Genomic DNA, 23,671 nt, shown 5'->3' on the forward strand with positions numbered 1-23,671 from the left:
TAGGGCGATGGCAAGCTCCAGTTTCATCAGATTTCATCAGACAGTCCGTTATCCCCTCGACCTGTGCCGCTTTCTCTGTAAAGTGCCGGATTCCCCTTGAGGGCCGCGCTTTTCTGGCCCATTTCTAACCAACTGGTTTTCATGAAGTTCACCCCAATCTCCCAACTATCGCCCCGACGTTTCATCCCCTGGGCGCTTTGCGGCCTGCTGGGGCCGGTCGCCTGCTATGCCCTGCCTGCCTTCCCCGGTGCGGAAGGTGCCGGTGCGGAGACCATCGGCGGGCGTTGGGGTCGCGTCGTCTACGTGACCAACCTTCAGGACAGCGGTCCTGGCAGCCTCCGCGCGGCCCTCGAGATGGGTGGCGAGCGTACCATCCTCTTCAAGGTGGGTGGCCGCATCCACCTCGAATCCCCGATCGAAGTCGTCAACCCTTACGTGACTATCGCCGGACAGACGGCTCCGGGCGACGGCATCACGATCAGCGGCGAGACGATCCACATCAACACCGAGGAAGTGATCATCCGCTACCTGCGCTTTCGGCGCGGGACGCTTGAGCGTCGCGACGACAACCTCGGCGGCTACCCGATCCGCAACATCATCATCGACCATTGCTCCTTCAGCTGGGGCCTCGATGAAAACGTCTCGTTTTACCGCTACACGCGCGAAAACGAAGACGGCACCCGCGAAAAGCTGCCGACCGAAAACGTGACCATCCAGTGGTCCATCTCCAGCGAGGCGCTCGACGAGTTCAACCACGCCTTCGGGGCCACCTGGGGCGGCAAGAACGCCTCCTTCCACCACAACCTCTTTGCCAGCAACACCGCGCGCAACCCGAGCATCGGGTGGGGGCAGAACGTGGACATCCGCAACAACGTGCTTTTCAACTGGCGCCATCGCTCGATCGACGGCGGCAGCGGCGCAGCCACGGTCAACGTGGTCAACAACTACTTCAAGCCCGGCCCCGCCACCGGCGACGGCCCGATCCAATACCGGGTCGCTCGCCCGCAGCACCTCGACAAGCATTACGAGACGAATGAGCCCGGCGGCTGGTTCGTCGACGGCAACCATGTCGTCGGCTACCCGGAGGTGACGGCCGACAACTGGGCCGGTGGGGTGCAGCTCGACGACGACGAGCTGGGCGGCAAGACGCTCGAAGACGTGCGCGCCAGCCAGCCCTACGACATCGCTCCGGTGACGACCCACTCGGCCGAAGAGGCCTACGAGCTCGTCCTCGCCCACGCGGGAGCCACACTGCCGCGGCGCGACGTAGTCGACCGGCGCATCGCCCAGGAAGTGCGCGCTGGCCAGCCCACCCACGGCAACGGCATCATCAAGCGCATCGACGACGTCGGCGGCTGGCCGGAGTTCCGGGGTGGCCTGCCCCCGGTCGATACCGACCTCGACGGCATGCCCGACGCCTGGGAACGCCGTTACGGCCTCGACCCCGAAGACCCCGCCGACGGCGTCCGCGATGCCGATGGCGACGGTTACACCAACCTCGAAGAATACCTCAACGGCACCAACCCCCTGGAAGCGGTCGACTACAGCGACCCTGCCAACAACGTATCCAGCCTGCCCCGATGAAGCTCCGCCCCCTCACTTTGACCGCCGCTGCCTGCGCCACCCTGCCGGCAGCCTCCTGGGCCAACGACCGCCTCGCCGTGCTCGAAGCGGACGATTACGCCCGCCACGTGGAATTCTTTAACCAGATGGAGCCGGAGCGGGTCGTGAACCTCATCCCCAACTCCGAGTCGTGGGAATGGATGGAGGCGGAGATCCCGTTCTTCACCTGCCCCGATGCCGATCTGGAAGAGATCTACTACTTCCGCTGGTGGGCCCTGCGCAAGCACCTCAAGGAAGTCGGCCCCTACAAGGCCTACACCGAATTCATCGAGCTGGAGACCAATGCCTGGTTCATCCCGCCGGAGCGCACCATCGCCAGCGCGCTCGGCCACCACTTCATGGAGACCCGCTGGCTGCAGAACCAGGAAAACGACGACAGCTATCTCGATTACTGGATGCAGGGTAAGGACGGCGAGCCGCAGGGCCACTTCCACCGCTACAGCAGCTGGTTGATGGACGCCCTTTGGCAGCGTGCCGAGGCCACCGGCGATTTCGAGTTCCTGCTCGACCGTTTCGACCTGCTCAACGCCGATTATGCGCGCTGGGAAGAGGAGAAGCGCCGTCCCGACGGGCTCTTCTGGCAGTACGATGTGTGGGACGCGATGGAGGAATCCATCAGCGGCAGCCGCCACCAGCAAAACGTGCGCCCGACCATCAACAGCTACATGTTCGGCAATGCCGTCGCCATGGAAAAGCTCTCGAAGCTGGCAGGCGACAACGAGCAGGCCGAGGTCTACGCCGCCAAAGCCCGCGAGCTGCGCAACCTCGTGCAGGAACATCTCTGGAATCCGGAGAACAAGTTCTTCGAAGTCGTCTACCCCGATGGTGAATTCGCCGACGCACGCGAGGCCATCGGTTTCATCCCCTGGTATTTCAACCTCCCCGAGCCCGGCCAAGGCTATGAAGTGGCTTGGGAGCAACTGACCGATCCGCTCGGCTTCTGGGCTCCCTACGGCCTCACTACTGCCGAACGCCGCCACCCGCGCTTCCGCTCCTACGCCATCGGCACCTGCGAGTGGGACGGCGCGTTGTGGCCCTACGCGACCAGCCAGACGCTCGTCGCACTGGCCAACGTGCTCCGCAACTACCCGGATACGCCCGTCTCGGCTCACGACTACTACGACGCCTTCGTCACCTACACCCGCTCCCAGCGTTATGCCGGGCTGCCCTACATCGGCGAGTATCAGGACGAGACTTCCGGGCAGTGGCTGAAGGGCCGTGCGCCGCGCAGCTATTACTACCACCACTCGACCTACGCCGATCTGCTGATCACGGGCCTCGTGGGCATGCAACCGCAGGCCGATGGCTCGCTCGTGGTCGATCCGCTCCTGCCCGAAGGCACGTGGAACTGGTTTGCGCTCGACGGCGTGCCTTACCACGACCACCAGGTCACCATCATTTGGGACGCCGACGGCAGCCAGTTCGGCCAAGGCGCCGGCTTCCAGGTGCTTATCGACGGCGAACAGGTCGCCCACGCAGAGGAATTGCAACGTTTGGAAATCAAGCTTCCATGAATCGAACGCTCGCCATATTCGCCTCCCTCGCCGCCGCCGTCTCCTTGACGGCCAAGCAGGTCGACGAGGTTATCCATATGGCGCCGGAAGGCCACTTGACCTACGACGCCGATGAACAGGGAAATCGGGTGCCCGATTTCTCCCATGCCGGCTATCAGGGTGGGGGTGTGCCCTTGCCACAGGTCGAGACGGTCTACGTGATCGAGCCACAGGAAGGGGACGACGGGGCGCGGATCCAGGCCGCCCTCGATGCGCTGGCCCAGCGTGAGCCTCAAAAAAGCGGCTTACGGGGGGCCGTCCAGCTGGCGAATGGCGAGTTTCAGGTTTCCGGGCAGCTCCGCATCGAAGCCAGCGGCATCGTGCTGCGCGGCTCTGGCGATACCACGATCGTGGCCGCCGGTGACGACCGGCGCACGCTGATCACCGCCATCGGCGGCAAGGACCGTCAGCTGCAAGGCGAGGCGGTTCAGATTGTGGACGACTACGTGCCCGTCGGCAGCTACCGCGTCACGCTTCCGGCTGGCACCGGGCTGCAGGTGGGCGACCGCGTCGTCCTGACGCGCCCGAGCACGAAGGCGTGGATCGAAGCCGTCGAGATGCACGAGCCGCCCGCCCGCTTGCCCTACCAGTGGCGGCCGGGCGAGTGGGACATGTGGTGGGACCGCACCGTGGTTCAGATCGAGGGCAATACTGCGACTTTCGACGCGCCCATTACCACCGCGCTCGAGCAGCGCTTCGGCGGCGCCACCGTGCAACGCTACACATGGCCGACCCGCCTCGAAAATGTGGGCGTGGAACACCTCAACCTCGTCTCCGAGTTCGACGCCTCCAACCCCCACGACGAGGAACACGCCTGGATCGCGATCGAGCTGGACAACGTCGAAAACGCCTGGGTGGCAGGCATCTCCGCGCGGCACTTTGTCAGCTCGCTGGTCGAAATCGGCTTCGGCGCGCGCGCGATCACGGTGCAGGATTGCGTGTCGTACGATCCGGTGTCGGAGCTGGCCGGTTATCGCCGGCTGACGTACCACACCAGCGGCCAACAGACGCTTTTCCTGCGTTGCGAGGCCCACGAGGGCATTCACGATTTTACGGCTGGCTACCTGAATACCGGCCCCAACGCCTTTGTGGACTCTACCGCGCACCATGCGGAGGGCTTTAGCGGCTCGGTCGGCAGCTGGGCCTCCGGCGTGCTCTTCGAGAACGTGATCGTCGACGGCAACGCCCTCCGCCTGTCCAACCTCGGCATCTGGAATCAGGGGGTCGGGTGGGCGCTGGCCAACTCCATGGCCTGGCGTTCGCGCGCCTCTGTGATGGACATCAGCTCGCCCCCCACCGCCACCAACTGGGGCCTGGGCGTCTGGGGCCAATTTGAAGGCAATGGCGTCTGGATGAGCACGAGCGAGGTGACGGCCAACCCGATGAGCCTCTACCGCGCGCAGCTCAACGACCGTATTGGCAAGGCCGCCTTGCATGCGCTGAGGCCGCTGCCGGTGTATCCTGTTCCCGCCCGCTTTGAAACCGCGCCCGCCCCGCAACCGGAGGCTCCCATCGCCACTCCCGGGATGCAGCTCAACGATCAGGGTTGGTTGACTGTGGACGGCCAGCTGTTGACCGGGCGCGAGCAGGGCCTGCAGTGGTGGCGCGGCAGCCTCGTGCCACAACGTGCGAAGAAGATTTCGCAGCCTTCCATCACGCGCTTTGCCCCCGGTCGCACCGGGCTGGGGTTGACGGACGACCTTTCCGCCGTCGCTGCCCAGATGCAGGAGCGCGGCCTCGTCGTGGCCCGCCATCACTACGGCCTGTGGTACGACCGCCGTCGTGACGATCACGAGATGACGCGCCGCATCAATGCTGAAGTCTGGCCGCCTTTCTACGAGCTGCCTTGGGCTCGTACCGGCACCGGAGAGTCGTGGAACCGCATTTCGCAGTACGACCTCACGAAGTTCAACCCGTGGTATTTCCGCCGCCTGCGCGAGTTTGCCCAAGAGGCGCAACGGCACGAGCTGGTCCTGATCAGCGAGATGTATTTCCAGCACAACCTCATCGAATCGGGCGCCCACTGGGTCGACTTCCCGTGGCGCGAGGTCAACTCCGTGCAGGAGACCGGCTGGCCTGAACCGCCGCCCTACGATGGCGACACCCTCGTCAGCGCTCCCCGCTTTTACGACACGAGCATCCCCGAGATCGCCGAGTGGCACCGCCTCTACATCCGCAAGTGCCTCGACAACCTCGCGGACCAGCCCAACGTCATTCACACCGTCAGCGCCGAATACACCGGCCCGCTGCACTTCGTGGAGTTCTGGCTGGATGTGATTGCAGAGTGGGAAGCGGAGACGGGCAAGCACCCGCTCATCGCGCTCTCGACGCCCAAGGACGTGCAGGACGCTATCCTCGAAGACCCGAAGCGCAGCCCGTTGATCGACCTCGTCGACTTCACCTACTGGTTTGTGGACCGCAACGGCGACCTCTTCGCGCCCGATGGCGGGCAAAACCTCGCGCCGCGCCAGCACCTGCGCCAGTGGGACGGCAGCCGCGCCGACGGCAAGTCGATTGCCCGCATGGTGGCCGATTACCGCGCGCGCTACCCGCACCTCGGTATCATCACCGGGCACGGCGAGTACGAAGGCTGGTCGTTTGTGGCCGCCGGGGGCTCGCTGGCTCCGCTGCCCAGGCAGACCTCGCCGGAGCTTCTTGCAAGCCTCGCCATGATGAAACCGCTGAAGGCCGAAAAGGTCGCCTGGACGCTCAGCGAGGGGCAGAACGCCTTCTTTTATTACACTACGGGCGATGAACCAGCCGTGATTGACTTGCGCAATGCTTCAGGGAACTTCACCGTCCATTTCATGGATTTGCAGACCGGGCAGCCAAAGTCGGAAACCGAGCAAGTGAAGGGCGGCAAGCTGTACAAGCCCCGCTCCAACGGCCCCGCCGCCTTCTGGATCACCCGCTAACGATCATTTTCCCATGCGCAGTTGCTTCTTCTTCCTCGCCCTGTTGGGCAGCCACCTGACGGCCTGGGCGGTCACGGCTCCATCTTCCGTGGAGCAGTGGGACGTCTACGAGATCGAGCTGGAGGGGCCGTCCGACGGCAACCCCTTCGCCGAAGTCCGCCTCACCGGCACCTTTTCCGACGGCGAACAATCGACCGAAGTGGCCGGCTTTTACGACGGCGACGGCGTCTACCGCATCCGCTTCATGCCGCCCAAGCCGGGTAACTGGACTTTCCAGACTCGCAGCAATCGGACCGATTTGACCAACCAGCAGGGTGCCTTTGAGGTAACGCCTGCGCAGGGCGACAATCACGGGCCGATCCACGTCGCCTACACCTACCACTTTGCCTACGCCGACGGCACGCCCTACAAGCCCATCGGCACCACCAGCTACAGCTGGACGCACCGCACCGAAGAGATGCAGGAGCGCACGCTGAAGACCCTCGCCGAGGCGCCCTTCAACAAGCTGCGCATGGGTGTGTTCCCGCAGGCCCACGGGGCGGATTACATGCCGCCGACGCGCTTCCCCTTTGCGGGCGAGCCGCACAACTGGGACTTCGAGCGCCCCAACCCGGAGTTTTTCCAGCATCTGGAGCAGCGCATCGGTCAGCTGCGCGACATGGGCATCGTGTGCGACCTGATCCTCTTTTACCCCTACGGTGAAGGTCGCTGGGGGCTGGATCGCCTCGAAAAGCCCGAAGACGAGCAGTTCCTGCGCTACCTCGTGGCCCGCCTCGCCGCTTACCGCAACATTTGGTGGTCGATCGGCAACGAATACGATTTCTTCCGCACCAAGACGATGGAAGACTGGGATCGCTACTTCCAGGTCGTCATGGCCGCCGACCCCTACGGGCACCCGCGCTCCATCCACAACGGCTTTGTGCTCTACGATAACAACAAGCCGTGGGTGACGCACGCCAGCATCCAGAACGGCGCGGCCGTCGAGCACTCCCGCAGCGCGCAGCTCTACCGCGACGTGTGGCGCAAGCCCATCGTGTACGATGAGGTGAAATACGAGGGCGACCACGACAAGCGCTGGGCCCAGCTTTCCGGCGAAGAGCTCGTACATCGCTTCTGGTCGGGCACCGTGGCGGGCACCTATGTCGGCCACAGCGAGTATTTTCAGGCCCCGCACGACATCGTGTGGCTGGGGCAGGGCGGCGAACTGAAGGGCACCAGCCCCGAGCGCATCACCTTCCTCCGCCAGATCCTCGAAGACAGCCCCAAGGAGGGCATCAACCCGGCCGACAAGTGGCAGGATTCGCGCATCGGCGGCAAGGCGGGCGAATACTACCTCGTCTACTTCGGCAAGGAAACGCCCACCGAATGGGCCTTCCAGCTGCCCAAGAACGGCCTGACCGACGGCATGGAGTTCCAGGTGGAGGTGATCGATACCTGGGGGATGACCATCAAGCCCGTCGATAAGCCCTTTGTGACCAAGAAGAACGGCATGTATTCCTACGTGGCCGAAGGCAACCGCAAGGTGAAGCTGCCTGGGAAGGAACACATGGCCCTGCGCATCCGCTACGTCGGCGGCGCCGAATCTCCCGGTGCCAACCTCGCACCGCTCGAGCCCTAACCCCTTTTAGTCCCCTGTATCCATGAAACCCAACTTTCCCTCCGAAGGTATTCTCGTCGCGTTGGCGCTGCCGACCGACGCCCAAGGCGCGTTGTGCGCCGACGCCATCCGGCAGCACTTGCAGTGGCTGCGTGGCGTCGGCATCCACGGCGCGTTGGCGCTCGGCAGCACCGGCGAGTTCTCCTTCTTCAGCCTGGAAGAGCGCAAGCGCATCCTCGCCTTTACCGCCGAGGCGGCCGCGCCCCTGCCGGTGATCGCCAATGTGAGCGACATCAACCCGAAAGTCGCTTGCGAGCTGGCCAAGACGGCTCGTGACGAAGGCCTGGCGGGCGTCGCCGTGATGCCGCCGTCGTTCTACCCCGTCTCCGCTGCCGACCAACTGGCGTTCTTCCTCAAGGTGGCCGAAGCCGCCGCCCCGCTGCCGGTGATGCTCTACAACTTCCCGGAGCTGGCCTGCAACCGCATCGCCATCGAGACGGTGGAAGCCTTTGCCGACCGCGCCAACATGAAGGGCTACAAGCAAAGCGGCCGTGAGTTCAGCTACCACAGCGAGCTGATCGCGATGGGCAAGGAAAAGGGCTTCGGCGTCTTCTCCGGGGCCGATACGCGCCTGCCCGAGGTCTTCCAGCTCGGCGCCGCCGGCTGCATCGGCGGTCTCGTCAACATGGTGCCCGAGCTGATGCTGGAGCAGTTCCGCGTCTACAAGCAAGGCCAGCCCGGCGAACTCGAACCGACCGCCTCCCGCATGAAGGAAGTCGGCCAGATCATCGACCGCCTCACGTTCCCGATCAACGTGCCCGCCGGCCTCGCCGCGCGCGGTTTCGAGCCGGGCGTGCCCAAGTCGATCGTTTCGGCCCAGTCGCAGGAAATCTTCGACGGCATCGTCAAAGACCTGCGCGCCAAGTTCGTCGAGTGGGGCCTGCCGCTCTACCAAGCCAAGTAATCCCCGCTCCTGCTCCTGCCCATGGGTTCCCATTTCACATTCCTCGATCTCGGCGTTCTGGTGGTCTATTTTGCGGCCATCATGGGCGTCGGCCTGTTCTTCATGTTCCGCGAGCGTTCGGTGGAGAGTTACACCGCCGCCAGTCGCAGCATGTCGGGCTGGCTCACGGGGCTGTCGATCCTGGGGACCTATGTCAGCAGCATCAGCTTCCTCGCGCTGCCGGGCAAAGCGTTCGCCGAAAACTGGAACCCTTACGTTTTCAGTCTGTCGCTGTTCATCGCGACGCCCATTGCGGTCTGGTTTTTCCTGCCGTATTACCGCCGCTCGCACTACGTCTCGGCCTACCATCACCTGGAAGACCGTTTCGGGGCCTGGGCGCGCGTCTACGCCAGCATTTGCTATCTCCTTACCCAGCTCGCCCGCATGGGCACGGTCATGTATCTCATGGCCCTGCCGCTGAAGGAGCTGCTGGGTTGGGACATCTACACCGTGATCGTCGTGACGGGCGTGGCCGTGACGGCCTACACCTTCATGGGCGGTATCACAGCGGTCATCTGGACCGATGCGATACAGACGGTGATCCTGATTGTGGGCGCGCTCGCCTGTGCCGCCGTCATGGTGTTCAGCCTGCCGGATGGCCCGGGCCAGGTCTTCACGCTTGCGGCAGAGCACGACAAGTTCAGCCTCGGCGACTACGGCCCCGGCCTTACGACTACCACCTTCTGGGTCACGCTGATCTACGGGTTCTTCATCAACCTGAACAACTTCGGCATCGACCAAAGCTACGTGCAGCGCTACATCGCCGCGAAGTCGGACAAGGAAGCGCGCCGCAGTATCTGGCTGGGTGGCCTGATGTATATTCCCGTTTCGGCCATCTTTTTCTTCATCGGCACCGCCCTCTTTGCCTACTACACGGCTTTTCCAGAGGCGCTGCCAGGCGACTACCAGGGCAACCCCGACCGGGTCTTCCCTTGGTTCATCGTGTCGGCCCTGCCGCCCGGCATCACCGGCCTGTTGATCGCCGCGATTTTCGCCGCCGCCATGAGCACGCTCTCCACGAGCCTCAATTCGGCCGCCACCATCGTGCTCAGCGACTACTACCAGCGCTTCTTTAACCGCGAGGCCAATGAGCGCCAGTCGATGCGCTTTGTGCTCATCACCACCATCGTGTTCGGCGCCGCCGGCACGCTCATGGCCTTGAGCATGACGCAGGTGAAGAACGCCCTCGATGCCTGGTGGGGCTACGCCAGCATCTTCAGTGGCGGCATGCTCGGGCTCTTCCTGCTCAGCATCCTAGCCCGGCGCGCCAACGCCACGGCGGCACTCGTCGGCACCATCGTGGGCCTGATCCTGATCCTGTGGATGAGCCTGTCGCCCAAGATGGGCTGGCTCGGCGAAGGCCTGCAAAGCCCGTTCCACAACTACCTGGTGATCGTCTTCGGCACCACCACGATCCTGCTGGTCGGCTTCCTCTGCGCCCAGTTCGCCTTCGGCCGTCGCCAAACCCCGCACCAGCCGTAACGCCCCATCCCCCTTTCATGTATTCGCGCCTGCCAGCCCAACTTCGATCCAGCTTACGTAATCGCCCAGCACGCTCTGGAGTGCGGCGCTTTGCGCCGATTTCATTCCTGAAGCAGGCTACTTTTGGTTGTCGCGGATTGGATTCACCGGCCGGAGCCCGCCCGCAAACCAGATCGGCGCGAAGCGCCGCACTCCCAGAACGCGCTAGGCAGATGTGCGTTGTTTCTTTTAGTTCGGTGCTAGCCCTGACTTCCCTTGCCGTTCTTGCCGGTTGCTCGCGTTCGGAAACGCCGAACGCCGAGCCCGAGACCCTCACTTGGGCACCGACGGAGCTGCTCCCGCCCGCTCCCGGGAACGGCCCGATGCTGGCCCAACGCACTTATCTGACCCCGGAGCAGGGCGCGGTGGTGCTCGATGCTGCGATTGCCGAATTTCCGAACCGCGAACGTTGGAGCGCCTATGCCGCGCACGTGCGCCAGCGCATCCAGGAGGGCGCGAACCTCAGCCCATTGCCCGAGCGCACGCCCTTGAATCCGATCCGTCGCGACCGCCGCGAATACGACGGCTACGCGGTGGAAAACGTGGCCTTCGAGTCGATTCCCGGCTACTGGGTCACGGGTAATCTTTATCTGCCGCTCGATCGCGAACCGCCCTACGCGGCGGTCGTCAACCCGCACGGCCACTCCAGCCCGCCCGACGGTCCCGAAGGCTGGATCAAGCATGGCCGCTTCAAGGAAGACGTGCAGCGCCGCGCCGCCTCGCTGGCCAAGATGGGGGCGGTGGCCTTCACCATCGACATGGTGGGCTATGGCGATTCGACCCTCTTTCTCGGCCCCGACGGCCACCGCCACGGCGTCTCCATGACCCTGCAGGCCTGGAACGGCATGCGTGCGATCGACTTCCTCACGTCGCTGCCCGAGGTGGACCCCCAGCGCATCGGCGTCACCGGCCACTCCGGCGGTGGCACGCAGACTTTTGTGCTCACCGCGCTGGACGAGCGGGTGGCGGTATCGGTGCCGGTCGCAATGGTGTCGTCGTATTTCTTCGGCGGTTGCCCCTGTGAGAGCGGTTTGCCCATCCACCGCAGCGCAGACCACTTTGCCAGCAACGCGATGATTGCCGCCCTGGCTGCGCCACGCCCGCTGAAGCTGATCTCCGACGGCGGCGACTGGTCGCAATACACCCCGCTGGTCGAGTATCCCTTTGCCCGCACCATCTACAGCTACTATGATGCGGCCGATCAGGTGGCCTACCACCACCTGCCCGACGAGGGGCATAATTACAACTTTTCCAAGCGCCTGGCGATGTATCCCTTTATGGCCGAGCATCTCCAGCTCGACCTCAGCGCCATTCAGGCCCCCGACGGCTCGATCGACGAATCGTTCGTGACCGTGGAAGATCCCGCCCTCATGCACGCTCTACATGAGGACGATGCGTTCCTCGAGCGTGCGCTACGGACGCCCGAGGCCATCCAGCAAGAGTTAGAATCCCTTCAGCGTTAAGCATCTCCCCGACATGAAACTCCCCTTTCTGATCCCCGCGTCTGCCGCGGCGAGCGTGGTCTTCCTCGCGTCGCCTGCTCTGGCCCTGGAGCCGTATGCCCTGACTGCCGAAGCGATGCGCAACCCGCTCGGCCTCGATGCCTCGCCTACGCTCAGCTGGAAGCTGAAGAGCGATACCCGTGGTGATCGCCAGACCGCTTACCAGGTGCTCGTCGCCTCCAGTGCCGACAAGCTGGCCGCCGACGAAGGCGATTTGTGGGACTCGGGCCAGAAGGAAGGCGAAGACCAGATTTTTGTGCGCTACCGTGGGTCCAGCATCGGCAGCGGTCAGGAAGCATTCTGGAAAGTGCGTGTGTGGGATGCCGACGGCGAACCCGGCGACTGGAGCGAAACGGCCACCTGGACGATGGGCCTCAAGTCGCAAAACGATTGGGAAGCCTCCTGGATCGCCAGCCCCGAGTGGCTGAAATACGACCGCCCGCACCTGGGCTACCGCTCGCAACCGGCGGACGACGTCAACACGCCCAAGTGGATCCAGCTCGACCTGGGCAAGACCTACACGATCGACCAGATCAAGCTGCACGGCCTGCGCCACACCGTCTCCGAGCGTCTCGGCCTGCCGCAGGCATACGTGATCGAGCTGGCGAACAAGCCCGATTTTTCCGACGCCAAGGTGGTTGCGGACACCCGCGACGCGCCCATCAACATGTGGATTTCGCGCCACACCATCCCGGTGGAGCAGGTCAAGGGGCGTTACTTCCGCCTCAAGGCCCCCGTGCTGCGTGAGTTGAACGACGAAATCTGCCTCGCCTTCAGCCAGATCGAAGTCAATTCCAAGGGCCAGAACGTCGCCATCGGGGCCAAGGTCACGGCCTCCGACAGCCTTGAAGAAGGCCCGTGGAGCGCTTCGGCAGTGGTCGACGGCAAGGGCCTCTCCAGCGCCTTCCCGCTGGCGACCGAAACGGTGATCGCGCGCGAAGACTTCCAGGTGCGCCCGCAGCTCAAGCGTGCCGTCGTTTTCGTCTCCGGCCAAGGCCAGTACACGCTCGAGATCAACGGCGAGCGGGTGGGGGACTACGCCATCACCCCGGGTTGGACGGACGCCGAGAAGACGGTGCTCTACGATACTTTTGACGTCACGGACCTTGTGAAGAGCGGCGCCAACGCGATGGGGCTCACGCTTTCGAGCGGCATGTACAACGTCGCCGAGCCAGAAGGCCGCTACACCAAGCTGGTGGGCCGTTACCGCCCGCTGACCGCCATCCTGCAGCTCCAGCTGGAATACGAAGACGGCTCAAAGGAAGTCGTCACCACCAACGACGATTGGGCGGTGCGCTCCGGCCCGACGACTTACAGCCACATGTATGGCGGCGAAGTCTACGACGCCCGCCTCGAGCCCGCAGGCTGGACGCAGCCCGGTTTCAAGGAAGACAGCTCGTGGCAGGCCGCCGCAGAGACCAAGGGCCCCGGCGGTAAGCTGCGTGGCGCTTCCTACGCCGCCCCGGCGGTCAAGGTGATCGAGACATTGGAGCCCGTCGCCCAAAAGGAACTGGAGCCCGGCAAGGTCGTCTACGATCTCGGCCAGAATGCCGCCCTCATGGTGCGCGTGAAGGTCAAGGGCCCCGCCGGCTCCATGGTGCGCGTCGAGCCCTCCGAGCTGGTGCACGAAGACGGCCGCATCGACCCCGGCAGCACCCGCGCGGGCCTCGCAAGCTGGGATTACATCCTCGACGGCAAGGGCGAGGAAAGCTGGCAGGCCAACTATTTCTACCACGGCGCCCGTTACCTGCAGGTCACGACCACCCCGGCCAAGGAGGGTGGGGCGATGCCTGAAGTGATCGAAATCGAGGGCCTGGTGACGCACGGCAGCGCGGAGCCGGTCGGCGAGTTCGCCACCTCCAGCGAGCTGTGGACCAAGACGCGCGAGCTGATCCGCTGGGCCCAGCGCAGCAACATGGTCAGCGTGTTGACCGACTGCCCGCACCGCGAACGCCTCGGCTGGCTGGAGCAATACCACCTCAACGGCCCATCGCTGCGCTACGAGTTCGACGTCACCTCGCTCTACCGCAAGACCTTTGGGGATATGGCCGACGCGCAGACCGAGCGTGGCCTGGTGCCGAGCACCTCACCCGAGTTTGTGGTGATGCCCGGAGACTTCCGCGATTCGCCGGAGTGGGGCAGCTCCCTCGTCCTCGCCGCCTGGCAGCAGTATCTCTACACCGGCGACGAAACGGCGTTCAAGGCCCAGTACAACCAGATGCAGGCCTACGAGGCTTATCTCGCGAGCAAGGCCGAGGGCCACATCCTCGACCACGGCCTGGGCGACTGGTACGACATCGGACCGGGCGCGCCGGGTTACGGCAAGCTGACCCCGCGTGCGTTGACCGCCACCGCGATTTACTACGAGCTGTGCCGCGAATTGGGCAAGATCTCGCAGATCCGCGGCCGCGTGGGTGAAGCTACCGCCTACGCCGAGCGCGCCGAGCACATCCGCAAGGCCTTCAACGACAAGTTCTTCAACGCCGATACGGGCAGCTACGCCACCGGCAGCCAGACGGCCAACGCGATGCCTTACGCCCTCGGTATGGTGCCCAAAGGTCGCGAAGCCGATGTATTTGCCGCCATCGTCAAGTCCATCGAGGCCAGCGACTACAGCATCACCGCTGGCGACGTGGGCCACCGCTACCTGCTGCGCGCACTCGCCCTCGGCAACCGCCCGGATCTCGTCTACAAGATCCACCACCGCACCGACGTGCCCGGCTACGGCTGGCAGGTGGAGCATGGCAAGACGAGCCTCACCGAGGCCTGGGACGGCGGTTCCAGCCAAAACCATTTCATGCTCGGCCACCTCAACGAGTGGTTCTACCGCAGCCTGGTCGGCATCGCGCCCGACCCCGAGGCCCCCGGCTTCAAGCATATCATCATCCGCCCCGAGCCGGTCGAGGAGCTGAGCTGGGCGGAAGCGACCCACGACGGCCCTTACGGCCCCATCCATGTGCGCTGGGAACAGGCCGCCGACACCTTCACGCTCGACGTGGAAGTGCCGCCCGGCTCCACCGCCACCGTCCACCTGCCCAAGCGCGGCGACACGCTGCTCGAAGGCGGCAAGCCCCTCGCGCAGGTCCAGGGCGTGACCCTCGCGAATCAAGATGCGGAGACCGCCACCCTCGAGGTGGGTTCCGGCCACTACACCTTCGTTTCCACCTCCCGACGCTAGATTTTTCTTATGCGCTACCTCTTGTCCTTCCTCTGCGCCAGCAGCGCCCTGCAAGCGGCCCCCCAGGCCGATTCGCAGGACCTGCGCCTCTGGTATGAACAACCGGCAGCCGTCTGGACGGAAGCCTTGCCCGTGGGTAACGGCAGCCTCGGCGCCATGATCCATGGCCGCACCGACGTCGAGCTCGTCCAGTTCAACGAAGACACCCTCTGGAGCGGCGTCCCGCACAGCTACGCCCACGAGGGCGCGGCCCAATACGTCGACGACCTGCGCCAGCTGCTCGAACAGGGCCAGCAGGACGAGGCCGAAGCACTCGCCAACGACAAGTTCATGAGCGTGCCGCTGCGCCTGCCCATGTATCAGGCCTTCGGCAACCTCGAGATCGACTTCGGCCACGATGGCAAGGTCAGCGACTACCTGCGCGACCTCGACCTCGAGACGGCCATCGCTTCGGTCAACTACCGCACCGCAGGCGTTCGCTACACCCGCCACGCCTTTTCCAGCTACCCGGACAACGTTATCGTCCAGCGTTTTACGGCAGACAAGAAGGGCCGGATCAGCTTCACGCTGCGCTTCACCACGCCGCACGAGCAGTTCCAGGTCGAAGCCCAAGGCAGCGACAGCCTGCTGCTGACCGGCAACGTCGGCCCCGACAAGCGCCACGTCGAGATCGGCAACGAGCACGAGGGCATGGCCTTCGCCGCCCGCGTCAAGGTGCTGGCCGAAGGCGGCAAAGTGACCACCGAGGGCGACACGCTGACGGTCTCCAAGGCCAATGCGGTGACGATCCTGCTCAGTGGAGACACCAATTTCACCCACTTTGATGAGCTCTCGACCGATCCGGTGGCCGAGACCGCCAAAGTGATCGAAGCCGCCGCCGGCAAGTCTTACGACGCGCTGGCCCGCCGCCACGCGGAAGACTACGAGCCGCTCTTCGACCGCGTCGACATCGAGCTGGGCAACAGCGAGTTCGACACCTGGCCGACCGACAAGCGCCTCTTCCGCGACACGAAGGTCGACGATCCCGGCCTGGCGGAGATTTTCTACCAATATGGCCGTTATCTGCTGATCGCCAGCAGCCGCCCGGGCAGCCAGCCCGCCAACCTGCAGGGCATCTGGAATTACCAGCTCGAACCGGCCTGGGGCAGCAAATACACGCTCAACATCAACGCGGAGATGAACTACTGGCCGGCGGAGGTCGCCAATCTCTCCGAGCTGCACGAGCCCTTCTTCGACATGATCGACGACTTGCAGGTCTCCGGCACCGAAGTCGCGAAAGTGCATTACGACCTGCCCGGCTGGGTCGTCCACCACAACACCGACCTCTGGCGCGGCGCGGCCCCGATCAACAATTCCAACCACGGCATCTGGCCGCTGGGCAGCGGTTGGCTAGTGCAACACCTCTGGGAGCGCTTCCGCTACACCCAGGACATGGACTTCCTGCGCGACCGGGCTTACCCGGCGATGCGCGACGCCGCTCTCTTTTACTCGCACTACCTCGTCGAAGACCCCGAAACGGGCTGGCTGATCAGCGGCCCCTCCAATTCGCCCGAGCACGGCGGTCTCGTGATGGGCCCGACGATGGACCACCAGATCATCCGCAGCCTCTTCGGCTGGGTGATCGAGGCGGAAGAGATCCTCGGCATCGACGACGGCCTCGCCGCTGAAATCGAGCCCCTGCAGGAGCGCATCGCGCCCAACATGATCGGGCGCTATGGCCAGTTGCAGGAGTGGCTCGAAGACGTGGACGACCCGGACAACGAGCACCGCCACGTCTCCCACCTCTGGGGCGTATTCCCAGGGCAGGACATTACCTGGGACGAGCCGGAAATGATGCAGGCCGCCAAGCAGTCGCTGCTCTATCGCGGCAATGGTGGCACCGGCTGGGCTCTCGGCTGGAAGATCTCGCTCTGGGCGCGCTTCCTCGATGGCCCGCACGCCCACCAGATCCTGATGAATCAGCTCAACTACGTGCGCGACACGCCCGATGGCGCTCTGATTCGTCAGGTCGAAGGCGGCGCCGGGGTCTACCCGAACCTCTTCGACGCGCACCCGCCTTTCCAGATCGACGGTAACTTTGCCGCCACCGCCGGCATCTCCGAGATGCTGATGCAAAGCCACCACGAGGTCGGCTACGGTCGCGGCAAGCAGCAGAAGTTCGAGATCGTGCTGCTGCCTGCGCTGCCCGAGCAATTCCACACCGGCTCCGTGCAGGGCCTGCGTGCCCGCGGCGGCATGGAACTCGATTTTGCCTGGCAAGACTCCGAGCTGCAGGAGCTGACCATCCGCTCCGAAAAGGGTGGGGAAGCCCGCCTGCGCTACGGCGATCAGGTCAAGGACGTGGCGCTCAAGGCTGGCGAAGAAAAGACTTTTGGGCCCGGCCTGCACGACATGCGCCCCTACACCGGAGACGCCTCGCCGCTGGAGTTGTCGCAGCGCATGATGACGGACCTCGTCGACCGCTTCCATGAGTGGGTGCCCGAGGGCCGCGACGTGCCCGCGATGTGGGATTACAGCCTCGCGATCGTGGCCCTGGGTGCAGTCGACCTCACGCAGACCACCGGCGACATGAAGTGGCTTGAATATGCCGAGGGCATCGTGGGCGATTGCCTGCAGGCCGACGGCACGATCAAGGGCTACAAGCACGACCACTTCAACATCGACATGGTCAAGCCAGGTAGCCCCGCGCTCGACCTCTACGGCATCACCAAAGACGAGCGCTACCAGCAGATCGTCGAGATCCTGCGTGGCCAGATGCGCGAACACCCCCGCACCAGCGAGGGCGGCTTCTGGCACAAGCAAGTCTACCCGCACCAGATGTGGCTCGACGGCCTCTACATGGGCTCGCCCTTCCTCGCCCAATACGCGAAGGACTTCAACGAGCCGGAGCTGTTCGACGACGTCGTGCAACAGTTTGTGATCATCGACCGGCACGCCTGGGACGCTGAAAAGCAGCTCCACCACCACGCGTGGGACGAGGCGAAGCAGCAGCCCTGGGCCGACCCCGAGACGGGTCTGTCGTCCAACATCTGGGGCCGCTCGGTCGGCTGGTACGGCATGGCGCTGGTCGATGTGCTGGAGTTCCTGCCCGAAGACCACCCCGGCCGCCCGGTGCTGATCGAGATCCTGACCCGCTGGGCGCTCGGCGTGAAGCGCTGGCAAGACCCGGAGACGGGCCTGTGGTGGCAGGTGATGGATCAAGGGGACCGCCCCGGCAATTATCTTGAGGGCACGGCCTCTTCCCAGTTTGTTTATACCCTGGCCAAGGCGCTGAACAACGGTTGGCTGCCCCGCAACGCCTTTACCGGCGTGCTTGAAGACGGTTGGAACGGCATCCACGACCACCTGCTGGAGGTCGATGCCAAGGGCCGCCTCAGCCTCACCCAGTGCTGCCGCGTGGCCGGCCTCAGCGACGATCGCGACGGCTCCTACCGGTATTATCTCAGCGAGCTGGTCATCAGCAACGACCTCAAAGGCGTCGGCCCCTTCATCCGGGCGGGCGTCGAAATGAACACTTATCTCAATCGCTAGCATCTTTCCCATGAACCTCCCCCGTTACAGCACCCTTCTGTCGCTCGCCGTCTGTGGCTTGAGCGCGGTGACTGCCGATGCGTCCGCCCGTGAGGGCCTGCCCGGCATCCCTGATACCCTCTCCCTCAACGGCGAGTGGCGCTTCCATCTCGCTCTCGATCCCAAGGCCGCCGACGAGTATCGCTGGTTCTTTGAAGAGGGCTACGACGTCTCCGGCTGGGAAACGATCAAGGTGCCCTCCAACTGGAACCTCGAAGGCTTCGAGGAGCCGCACTACGTCGACGGCACGGAGTCCGAGGGCTTCTACGTGAAGACCTTCACAGCCCCGGCGAAGACCGAGAAGGACGTGCGCGCACTGCTCGACTTCGACGGCGTGTGGATGTCGACCGAGGCGTGGCTCAACGGCAAGCGCCTGGGCCAGCACGACAGCGGCTTTACCGGCTTTGCCTTCGACGTGAGCGAGCAAATCAAGTGGGGCGAGGAAAACACCCTTTCGGTGCGCGTGCGCCAGCAGATCCAGCCCGACCAGTGGAAGTTTGACGCCAACGACGACTGGGCGCTGGCCGGTATCTACCGCGATGTCGAAATCGAGTTCTCCCCCCGCGAGATGGTGATGTCGCGCGTGGCGGTCGAGACCGACCTCGACGAACTCTACCAGGACGCCCTGCTCAAGACTCGCATCTTCGTCGAGCGCTGGGACAAGAAGGCGGACTTCTTCGCCGTGTCCGAGCCCTTCGAGCTGCGCGCCATCCTCAAAGATGCCGACGGCAAGGAAGTGAAGGTCGAGTCCAAGACCGTCACCATCACGGGTGCCCACCAAGGCAACGACTTCACGCTGGTGATGGACGTCAACGAGCCCAAGAAGTGGACCGCAGAGACGCCCAACCTCTACGAGCTGACGGTCGAACTCGTCCGCGATGGCGAAGTGTGGGACCGCTGGAGCGACCGTATCGGCTTCCGCGAAGTCTCGACCAAGGGCGGCGTGCTGCGCGTCAACGGCCAGGCCGTGAAGCTGCGCGGCGTGGCCCGTCACGACCAGTTCCCCGACACTGGCCGCGCCACGACCAAGGAGCAGTGGCTGCAGGATATCAAGCTGATGAAGGCCGCCAACATCAACGCCGTCCGCACCGCGCACTATCCGCACGCCGAGGGCTTTATACGTCTGGCCGACGAGCACGGCCTCTACGTGATCGAGGAGATCCCGCTGGGCTTCGGGGGCGACCGTTTCTGGAACCCCAGCTTCAACACCGGGATGCTCACCCGCATCCACGAGACGATGAAGCGCGACCTCAATCGCCCGTCCGTCATCGTGTGGTCGTTTGGCAACGAAGACCCGTTCAGCGCGCTGCACCTCGAAGGCCTCAAGGTGATCAAGGGCCTCGACGACACCCGCCCCACGCTGATGCCTTTCCGGGCCGAAAAGGACCTGCCGAAGGAAGTCGACATCCTCGCCCCGCACTATTGGTCGGCGGCGCAGTATGACGAACTGGCCGGCAACTCCACCCGCCCCCTCGTCACGACCGAATACACTCACGCCATCGGGCCGACGGACTTCGGCGAATTTGGCGACCGCTGGGAAGCCATCACCAAGCACCCGGCTGGCGCGGGCGGCATGATCTGGCTCTGGGCCGACCAGGGCCTCCGCCGCAACACCGAAGGCCAGACGGTGCTCGACCCGCTCGAAGACAAGAGCAAGTATACCCGCAAGGGCGCCGAGTTTGTGGCCGACAAGCGCATCGACGAAAACACGATCCTCGACGCCCACGGCAACAACGGGATGGACGGCATCGTCGACGCCGACCGCGTGCCGCAGCGCGACTACTGGGAGACCAAGGCCGTCTACGCCCCCGTCCAGATCGCCGCCGACTGGCTGCCGCTCAACGAACACCGCGGCAACGTGTCGATCCCCGTCTACAACGGCTACGACTTTACCGACCTCTCCGCCGTTTCCATCGAGTGGAAGCTCTTCCGCAACGGTGTCGTGCTCGATTCGGGCACCGAAAACCTGAGCGGCCAGCCGCACACCACCCAGCGCTTCCTGCTGCCGACCACCAAGATCGACTTTGAAAAGGAAGGCGTGCACTACGCGCAGTTCACGATCAAGGGCCCCGACGGCAGCGTTATGGGCAAAAACAGCGTGCGCCTGGGTGAGGGTAAAACGCCTCTGCCGGTGCCTGCCCAAGTCGAAGGTGGCGCGAAGATCGTCCAGGACGGCGACTCGACCCGCCTCGTGGCCGGCGATGTGGAATTCCACTTCAAGGGCGGCGTGATTGAGAAGGCCAAGAAGGCCGGCAACGACATTATCGAAGATTCCGACATCGCCGTCTGGCGCACCGCGACCTGGTCGGAGCGTAATCGCCTCGACAAGATCAAGGAAGCCCCCGACTGGCGCACCTTCCTCCAGCGTCTGGAGCCGATGACCCTCGAAAGCTCCACCGAAGACGTGGCCGACGGCGTGGTCCTGCGCTCCAAGGTGGAATACAAGGCCGACGAAGAGAACCGCGTGGTGGTCGACTACACCTACCACCTGCTCGACAACGGCCAGATGAAGCTCGATTACGCCGTGACGCCGCACCTGACCGTGGTCGATTGGATCCCGGAAGTGGGCGTGACGCTCAAGATCGTCGACGAGCCGCTCAACGCCGAATGGCTGGGCGAAGGGGTCATGGATTCCACCCCCGGCAAATCGGCAGCGACGATCTTCGGCCAGTGGGACGTGGCGCTCTTCAGCCAGGAAGCCCGCGGCACCAAGATGGATGCCAAGTGGGTCAAGGTCTACGACGCGCGTGGCTGGGGCATGTATGCCGAGGGCATGGAAGCCTTCCGCTTTGATGGCGAGCTGGGCAAGGGCAGCGAACTGCGCCTGCTCTCGCAAGTCGCCGGCTCGTGGACCAAAAACGGCCCTGCGGAGCGCCCCGAGCGCAACATCCCGACGACCGACGCGCCGACCTACACGGGCTCCGTCACGTTGACGATGCTCGACCCGAAGGAAGTCAGCGAAGCCGACGCCGCCAAGGTTGCGACCGATAGCCCTGCCGTGCTCGATTCGGAGTTCATCAACCCGAACGCCCCCTACAAGTCCTGCCACGCCTCGACCATCGCCGAAACGAGCGACGGCCACCTCGTGGCGGCCTGGTTTGGCGGCACCAAGGAGCGCAACCCCGACGTCACGATCTGGGTCGCCCGCATGGTCAACGGCCAGTGGGAAAAGGCCAAGGAAGTCGCCACCGGCGAATGGAAGGACGGCAAGCGCTACCCGACCTGGAACCCCGTGCTCTTCCAGCCCAAGAACGGCCCGCTGCAACTCTTTTACAAGATCGGCCCCAGCCCCAGCGAATGGTGGGGCATGGTCATGACGTCCAAGGACGGCGGCAAGACCTGGAGCAAGCCCCGCGAATTGCCGGAAGGCATCCTCGGCCCGATCAAGAACAAGCCGGTTGAGTTGGCCGACGGCACCTGGCTCTCGCCCTCCAGCACCGAGGGTAACGGCTGGCACCTCCACTTCGAGCGCAGCACCGACCAAGGCAAGACCTGGACCAAGACCGAGCAGGTCGAGCGCAATGGCATGGATTCGATCCAGCCCAGCGTGCTCTTCCATCAGGACGGCTCGCTGCAGTCGATCAACCGTACCCGCAACGGCCACCTCTCTACCAGCTGGTCTTACGACCAGGGCAAGACCTGGACCGCCACCACGTTCACCGACCTGCCGACCCCCGGCTCCGGCACCGACGCGGTGACGCTACAGGACGGCCGTCAACTGCTGGTCTACAACCACAGCAGCCCGCCCGCCGAGCGCCCGTCGAAGGGCGTGCGCTACCCGCTCGACGTCGCGATCTCCAAAGACGGCGTGCACTGGGACCGTGTGCTGACCCTCGAATCGGCCCCCCGCTCCGCCGGCTATGCCTACCCGGCGGTGATCCAGGCCGAAGACGGCAAGGTGCACATCACCTACACTTGGGACCGCGACCGCATCAAGCACGTGGTCCTCGACCCGGCCAAACTTTAACGGCCCTTTTCTTTACCTGCGCGCCGACCTCCGAAACACGGGGTCGGCGTTCTCCGTCACAGATGTCTTTCCCCACTCCCTTATGAAGAAACTTGGACTTGGCGTGCTCGGCCTTGGTGAAGGCCGCAGCATTATCTCCGGCTGCCTCAGCAGCGACCGTGTTGAGCTCATCCGCCTGTGCGACCTGAACGAAGACCTCTGCAAGCAGCGGGCGGCCGAGTTCAAGTTCCCGCACTACACCACGTCTTACGACGAGCTGCTGGCCGATCCGAAGATCGACATCATCGGCATCTACACGCCCGACCAGCTCCACGCCCGGCACATCTGTCAGGCGCTCGAAGCCGGCAAGCACGTGATCTGCACCAAGCCGTTTCTCGACAGCCTTGAAAGCGCCCAGCAGGTGCTCGACCTCGTCCGCAAGACCGGCAAGCGCGTCTTCGTCGGCCAGAGCACGCGCTTCTTCGCGCCCTTCACGCGCCAGCATGAACACTTCCAGACGGGAGAATTCGGCGAACTCATCACGATCGAGGCCCAATACCACGCCGACCACCGCTGGTTCCTCAAGAAGCCTTGGGCCACGCGCGACGACTTCAAGTGGCTCTACGGCTGCATCAGCCACCCGGCCGACCTCGTGCGCTGGTATCTCGGCGACATCGAAGAGGTGATGGGCTACGGCACCCTCAGCCCCAACGGCAAAGCCGGTGGACTCGCCCACGAAGACACCTTCCACTTTATCCTCAAGAGCACCTCCGGCCACATCGCGCGGGTCAGCGGTGCCTACTCGGGCCCGACCGTGCCGATCGTGCGCGACAGCGGCATGAGCTGCGTGATTCGGGGCACCGAAGGTGCCAGCCAGGCCGACTACCACGAGCTGCGCTACACCTGGAAGATCGGCGAGCGCAACATCCAGGAGAGCTTCGAGCACCAGATGAACCATTACTTCCGGTTCGAAGGCATCAGCCACCATGCGGGCGAATACCAGAACTACCTCGATTACTTTGCCGACTGCCTCTACAAGGGCGAAGTGCCGAAGCCGGATGTGGAGGAAGGCATCGTGACGATTGCGCTGTTGCAGGCGATGGACGAGTCACTCGCGGCCGGCAAGCCGATCAAGGTCCGCGACATCCTGGCCCGTTACGGCCTCGACAGCCTCGTTTAGGCCGGGGTTTCTTTCACCGAAGGGGACGAAGACAACGAAGAACATGCTTCGTTCCCTTTTATTTCCGTCTGGAGCATACTCTT

11 protein-coding genes are annotated in these 23,671 nt (G+C 64.3%); all 11 read left to right on the forward strand.

Features of this window, described 5'->3' with window-relative positions; genetic code table 11:
- The first annotated feature begins 141 nt into the window (after positions 1-141).
- The 11 genes from Q7P63_12065 (at position 142) to Q7P63_12115 (ending at position 23,588) form a co-directional block, all read left to right on the forward strand.
- Complete coding sequence (locus tag Q7P63_12065; protein ID MDP0500822.1) at positions 142-1,584, forward strand: polysaccharide lyase; 1,443 nt, start codon at positions 142-144, stop codon at positions 1,582-1,584.
- Complete coding sequence (locus Q7P63_12070; GenBank protein MDP0500823.1) at positions 1,581-3,137, forward strand: trehalase family glycosidase; 1,557 nt, start codon at positions 1,581-1,583, stop codon at positions 3,135-3,137. Before Q7P63_12065 ends, Q7P63_12070 begins: the two co-directional genes overlap by 4 nt.
- Positions 3,134-6,091: a DUF6298 domain-containing protein gene (locus Q7P63_12075; protein ID MDP0500824.1), complete on the forward strand. Its 2,958-nt coding sequence runs from the start codon at positions 3,134-3,136 to the stop codon at positions 6,089-6,091. Before Q7P63_12070 ends, Q7P63_12075 begins: the two co-directional genes overlap by 4 nt.
- A gap of 13 nt (positions 6,092-6,104) precedes the next feature.
- Entirely contained in the window at positions 6,105-7,709 is a 1,605-nt protein-coding gene (locus Q7P63_12080) for a DUF5060 domain-containing protein (GenBank protein ID MDP0500825.1), read from the forward strand.
- 22 nt (positions 7,710-7,731) lie between these two features.
- The gene (locus Q7P63_12085) at positions 7,732-8,652 is read left to right on the forward strand and encodes a dihydrodipicolinate synthase family protein (protein ID MDP0500826.1); all 921 of its coding nucleotides are present in this window, start codon (positions 7,732-7,734) and stop codon (positions 8,650-8,652) included.
- 21 nt (positions 8,653-8,673) lie between these two features.
- Positions 8,674-10,173 carry a sodium:solute symporter gene (locus Q7P63_12090; protein ID MDP0500827.1) on the forward strand — a complete coding sequence of 500 codons (1,500 nt, stop codon included), beginning with the start codon at positions 8,674-8,676 and terminating at the stop codon, positions 10,171-10,173.
- Positions 10,174-10,409: 236 nt separating this feature from the next.
- A complete protein-coding gene (locus Q7P63_12095) occupies positions 10,410-11,675 on the forward strand; it encodes an acetylxylan esterase (protein MDP0500828.1) in 1,266 nt (421 codons plus the stop codon).
- A gap of 13 nt (positions 11,676-11,688) precedes the next feature.
- On the forward strand, positions 11,689-14,892 hold the full coding sequence (locus tag Q7P63_12100; protein ID MDP0500829.1) for a family 78 glycoside hydrolase catalytic domain: 3,204 nt from the start codon (positions 11,689-11,691) through the stop codon (positions 14,890-14,892).
- Between the two features lie 9 nt (positions 14,893-14,901).
- Entirely contained in the window at positions 14,902-18,423 is a 3,522-nt protein-coding gene (locus Q7P63_12105; GenBank protein ID MDP0500830.1) for a glycoside hydrolase family 88 protein, read from the forward strand.
- A 10-nt stretch (positions 18,424-18,433) separates the two neighbouring features.
- Positions 18,434-22,429 (forward strand): exo-alpha-sialidase, encoded by a 3,996-nt coding sequence (locus Q7P63_12110; protein ID MDP0500831.1) that lies wholly within the window; start codon positions 18,434-18,436, stop codon positions 22,427-22,429.
- A gap of 82 nt (positions 22,430-22,511) precedes the next feature.
- On the forward strand, positions 22,512-23,588 hold the full coding sequence (locus Q7P63_12115) for a Gfo/Idh/MocA family oxidoreductase (GenBank protein ID MDP0500832.1): 1,077 nt from the start codon (positions 22,512-22,514) through the stop codon (positions 23,586-23,588).
- Positions 23,589-23,671 lie beyond the last annotated feature (83 nt).

This window comes from Verrucomicrobiota bacterium JB022, from assembly GCA_030673845.1.
Taxonomy (GTDB): domain Bacteria; phylum Verrucomicrobiota; class Verrucomicrobiia; order Opitutales; family Oceanipulchritudinaceae; genus WOUP01.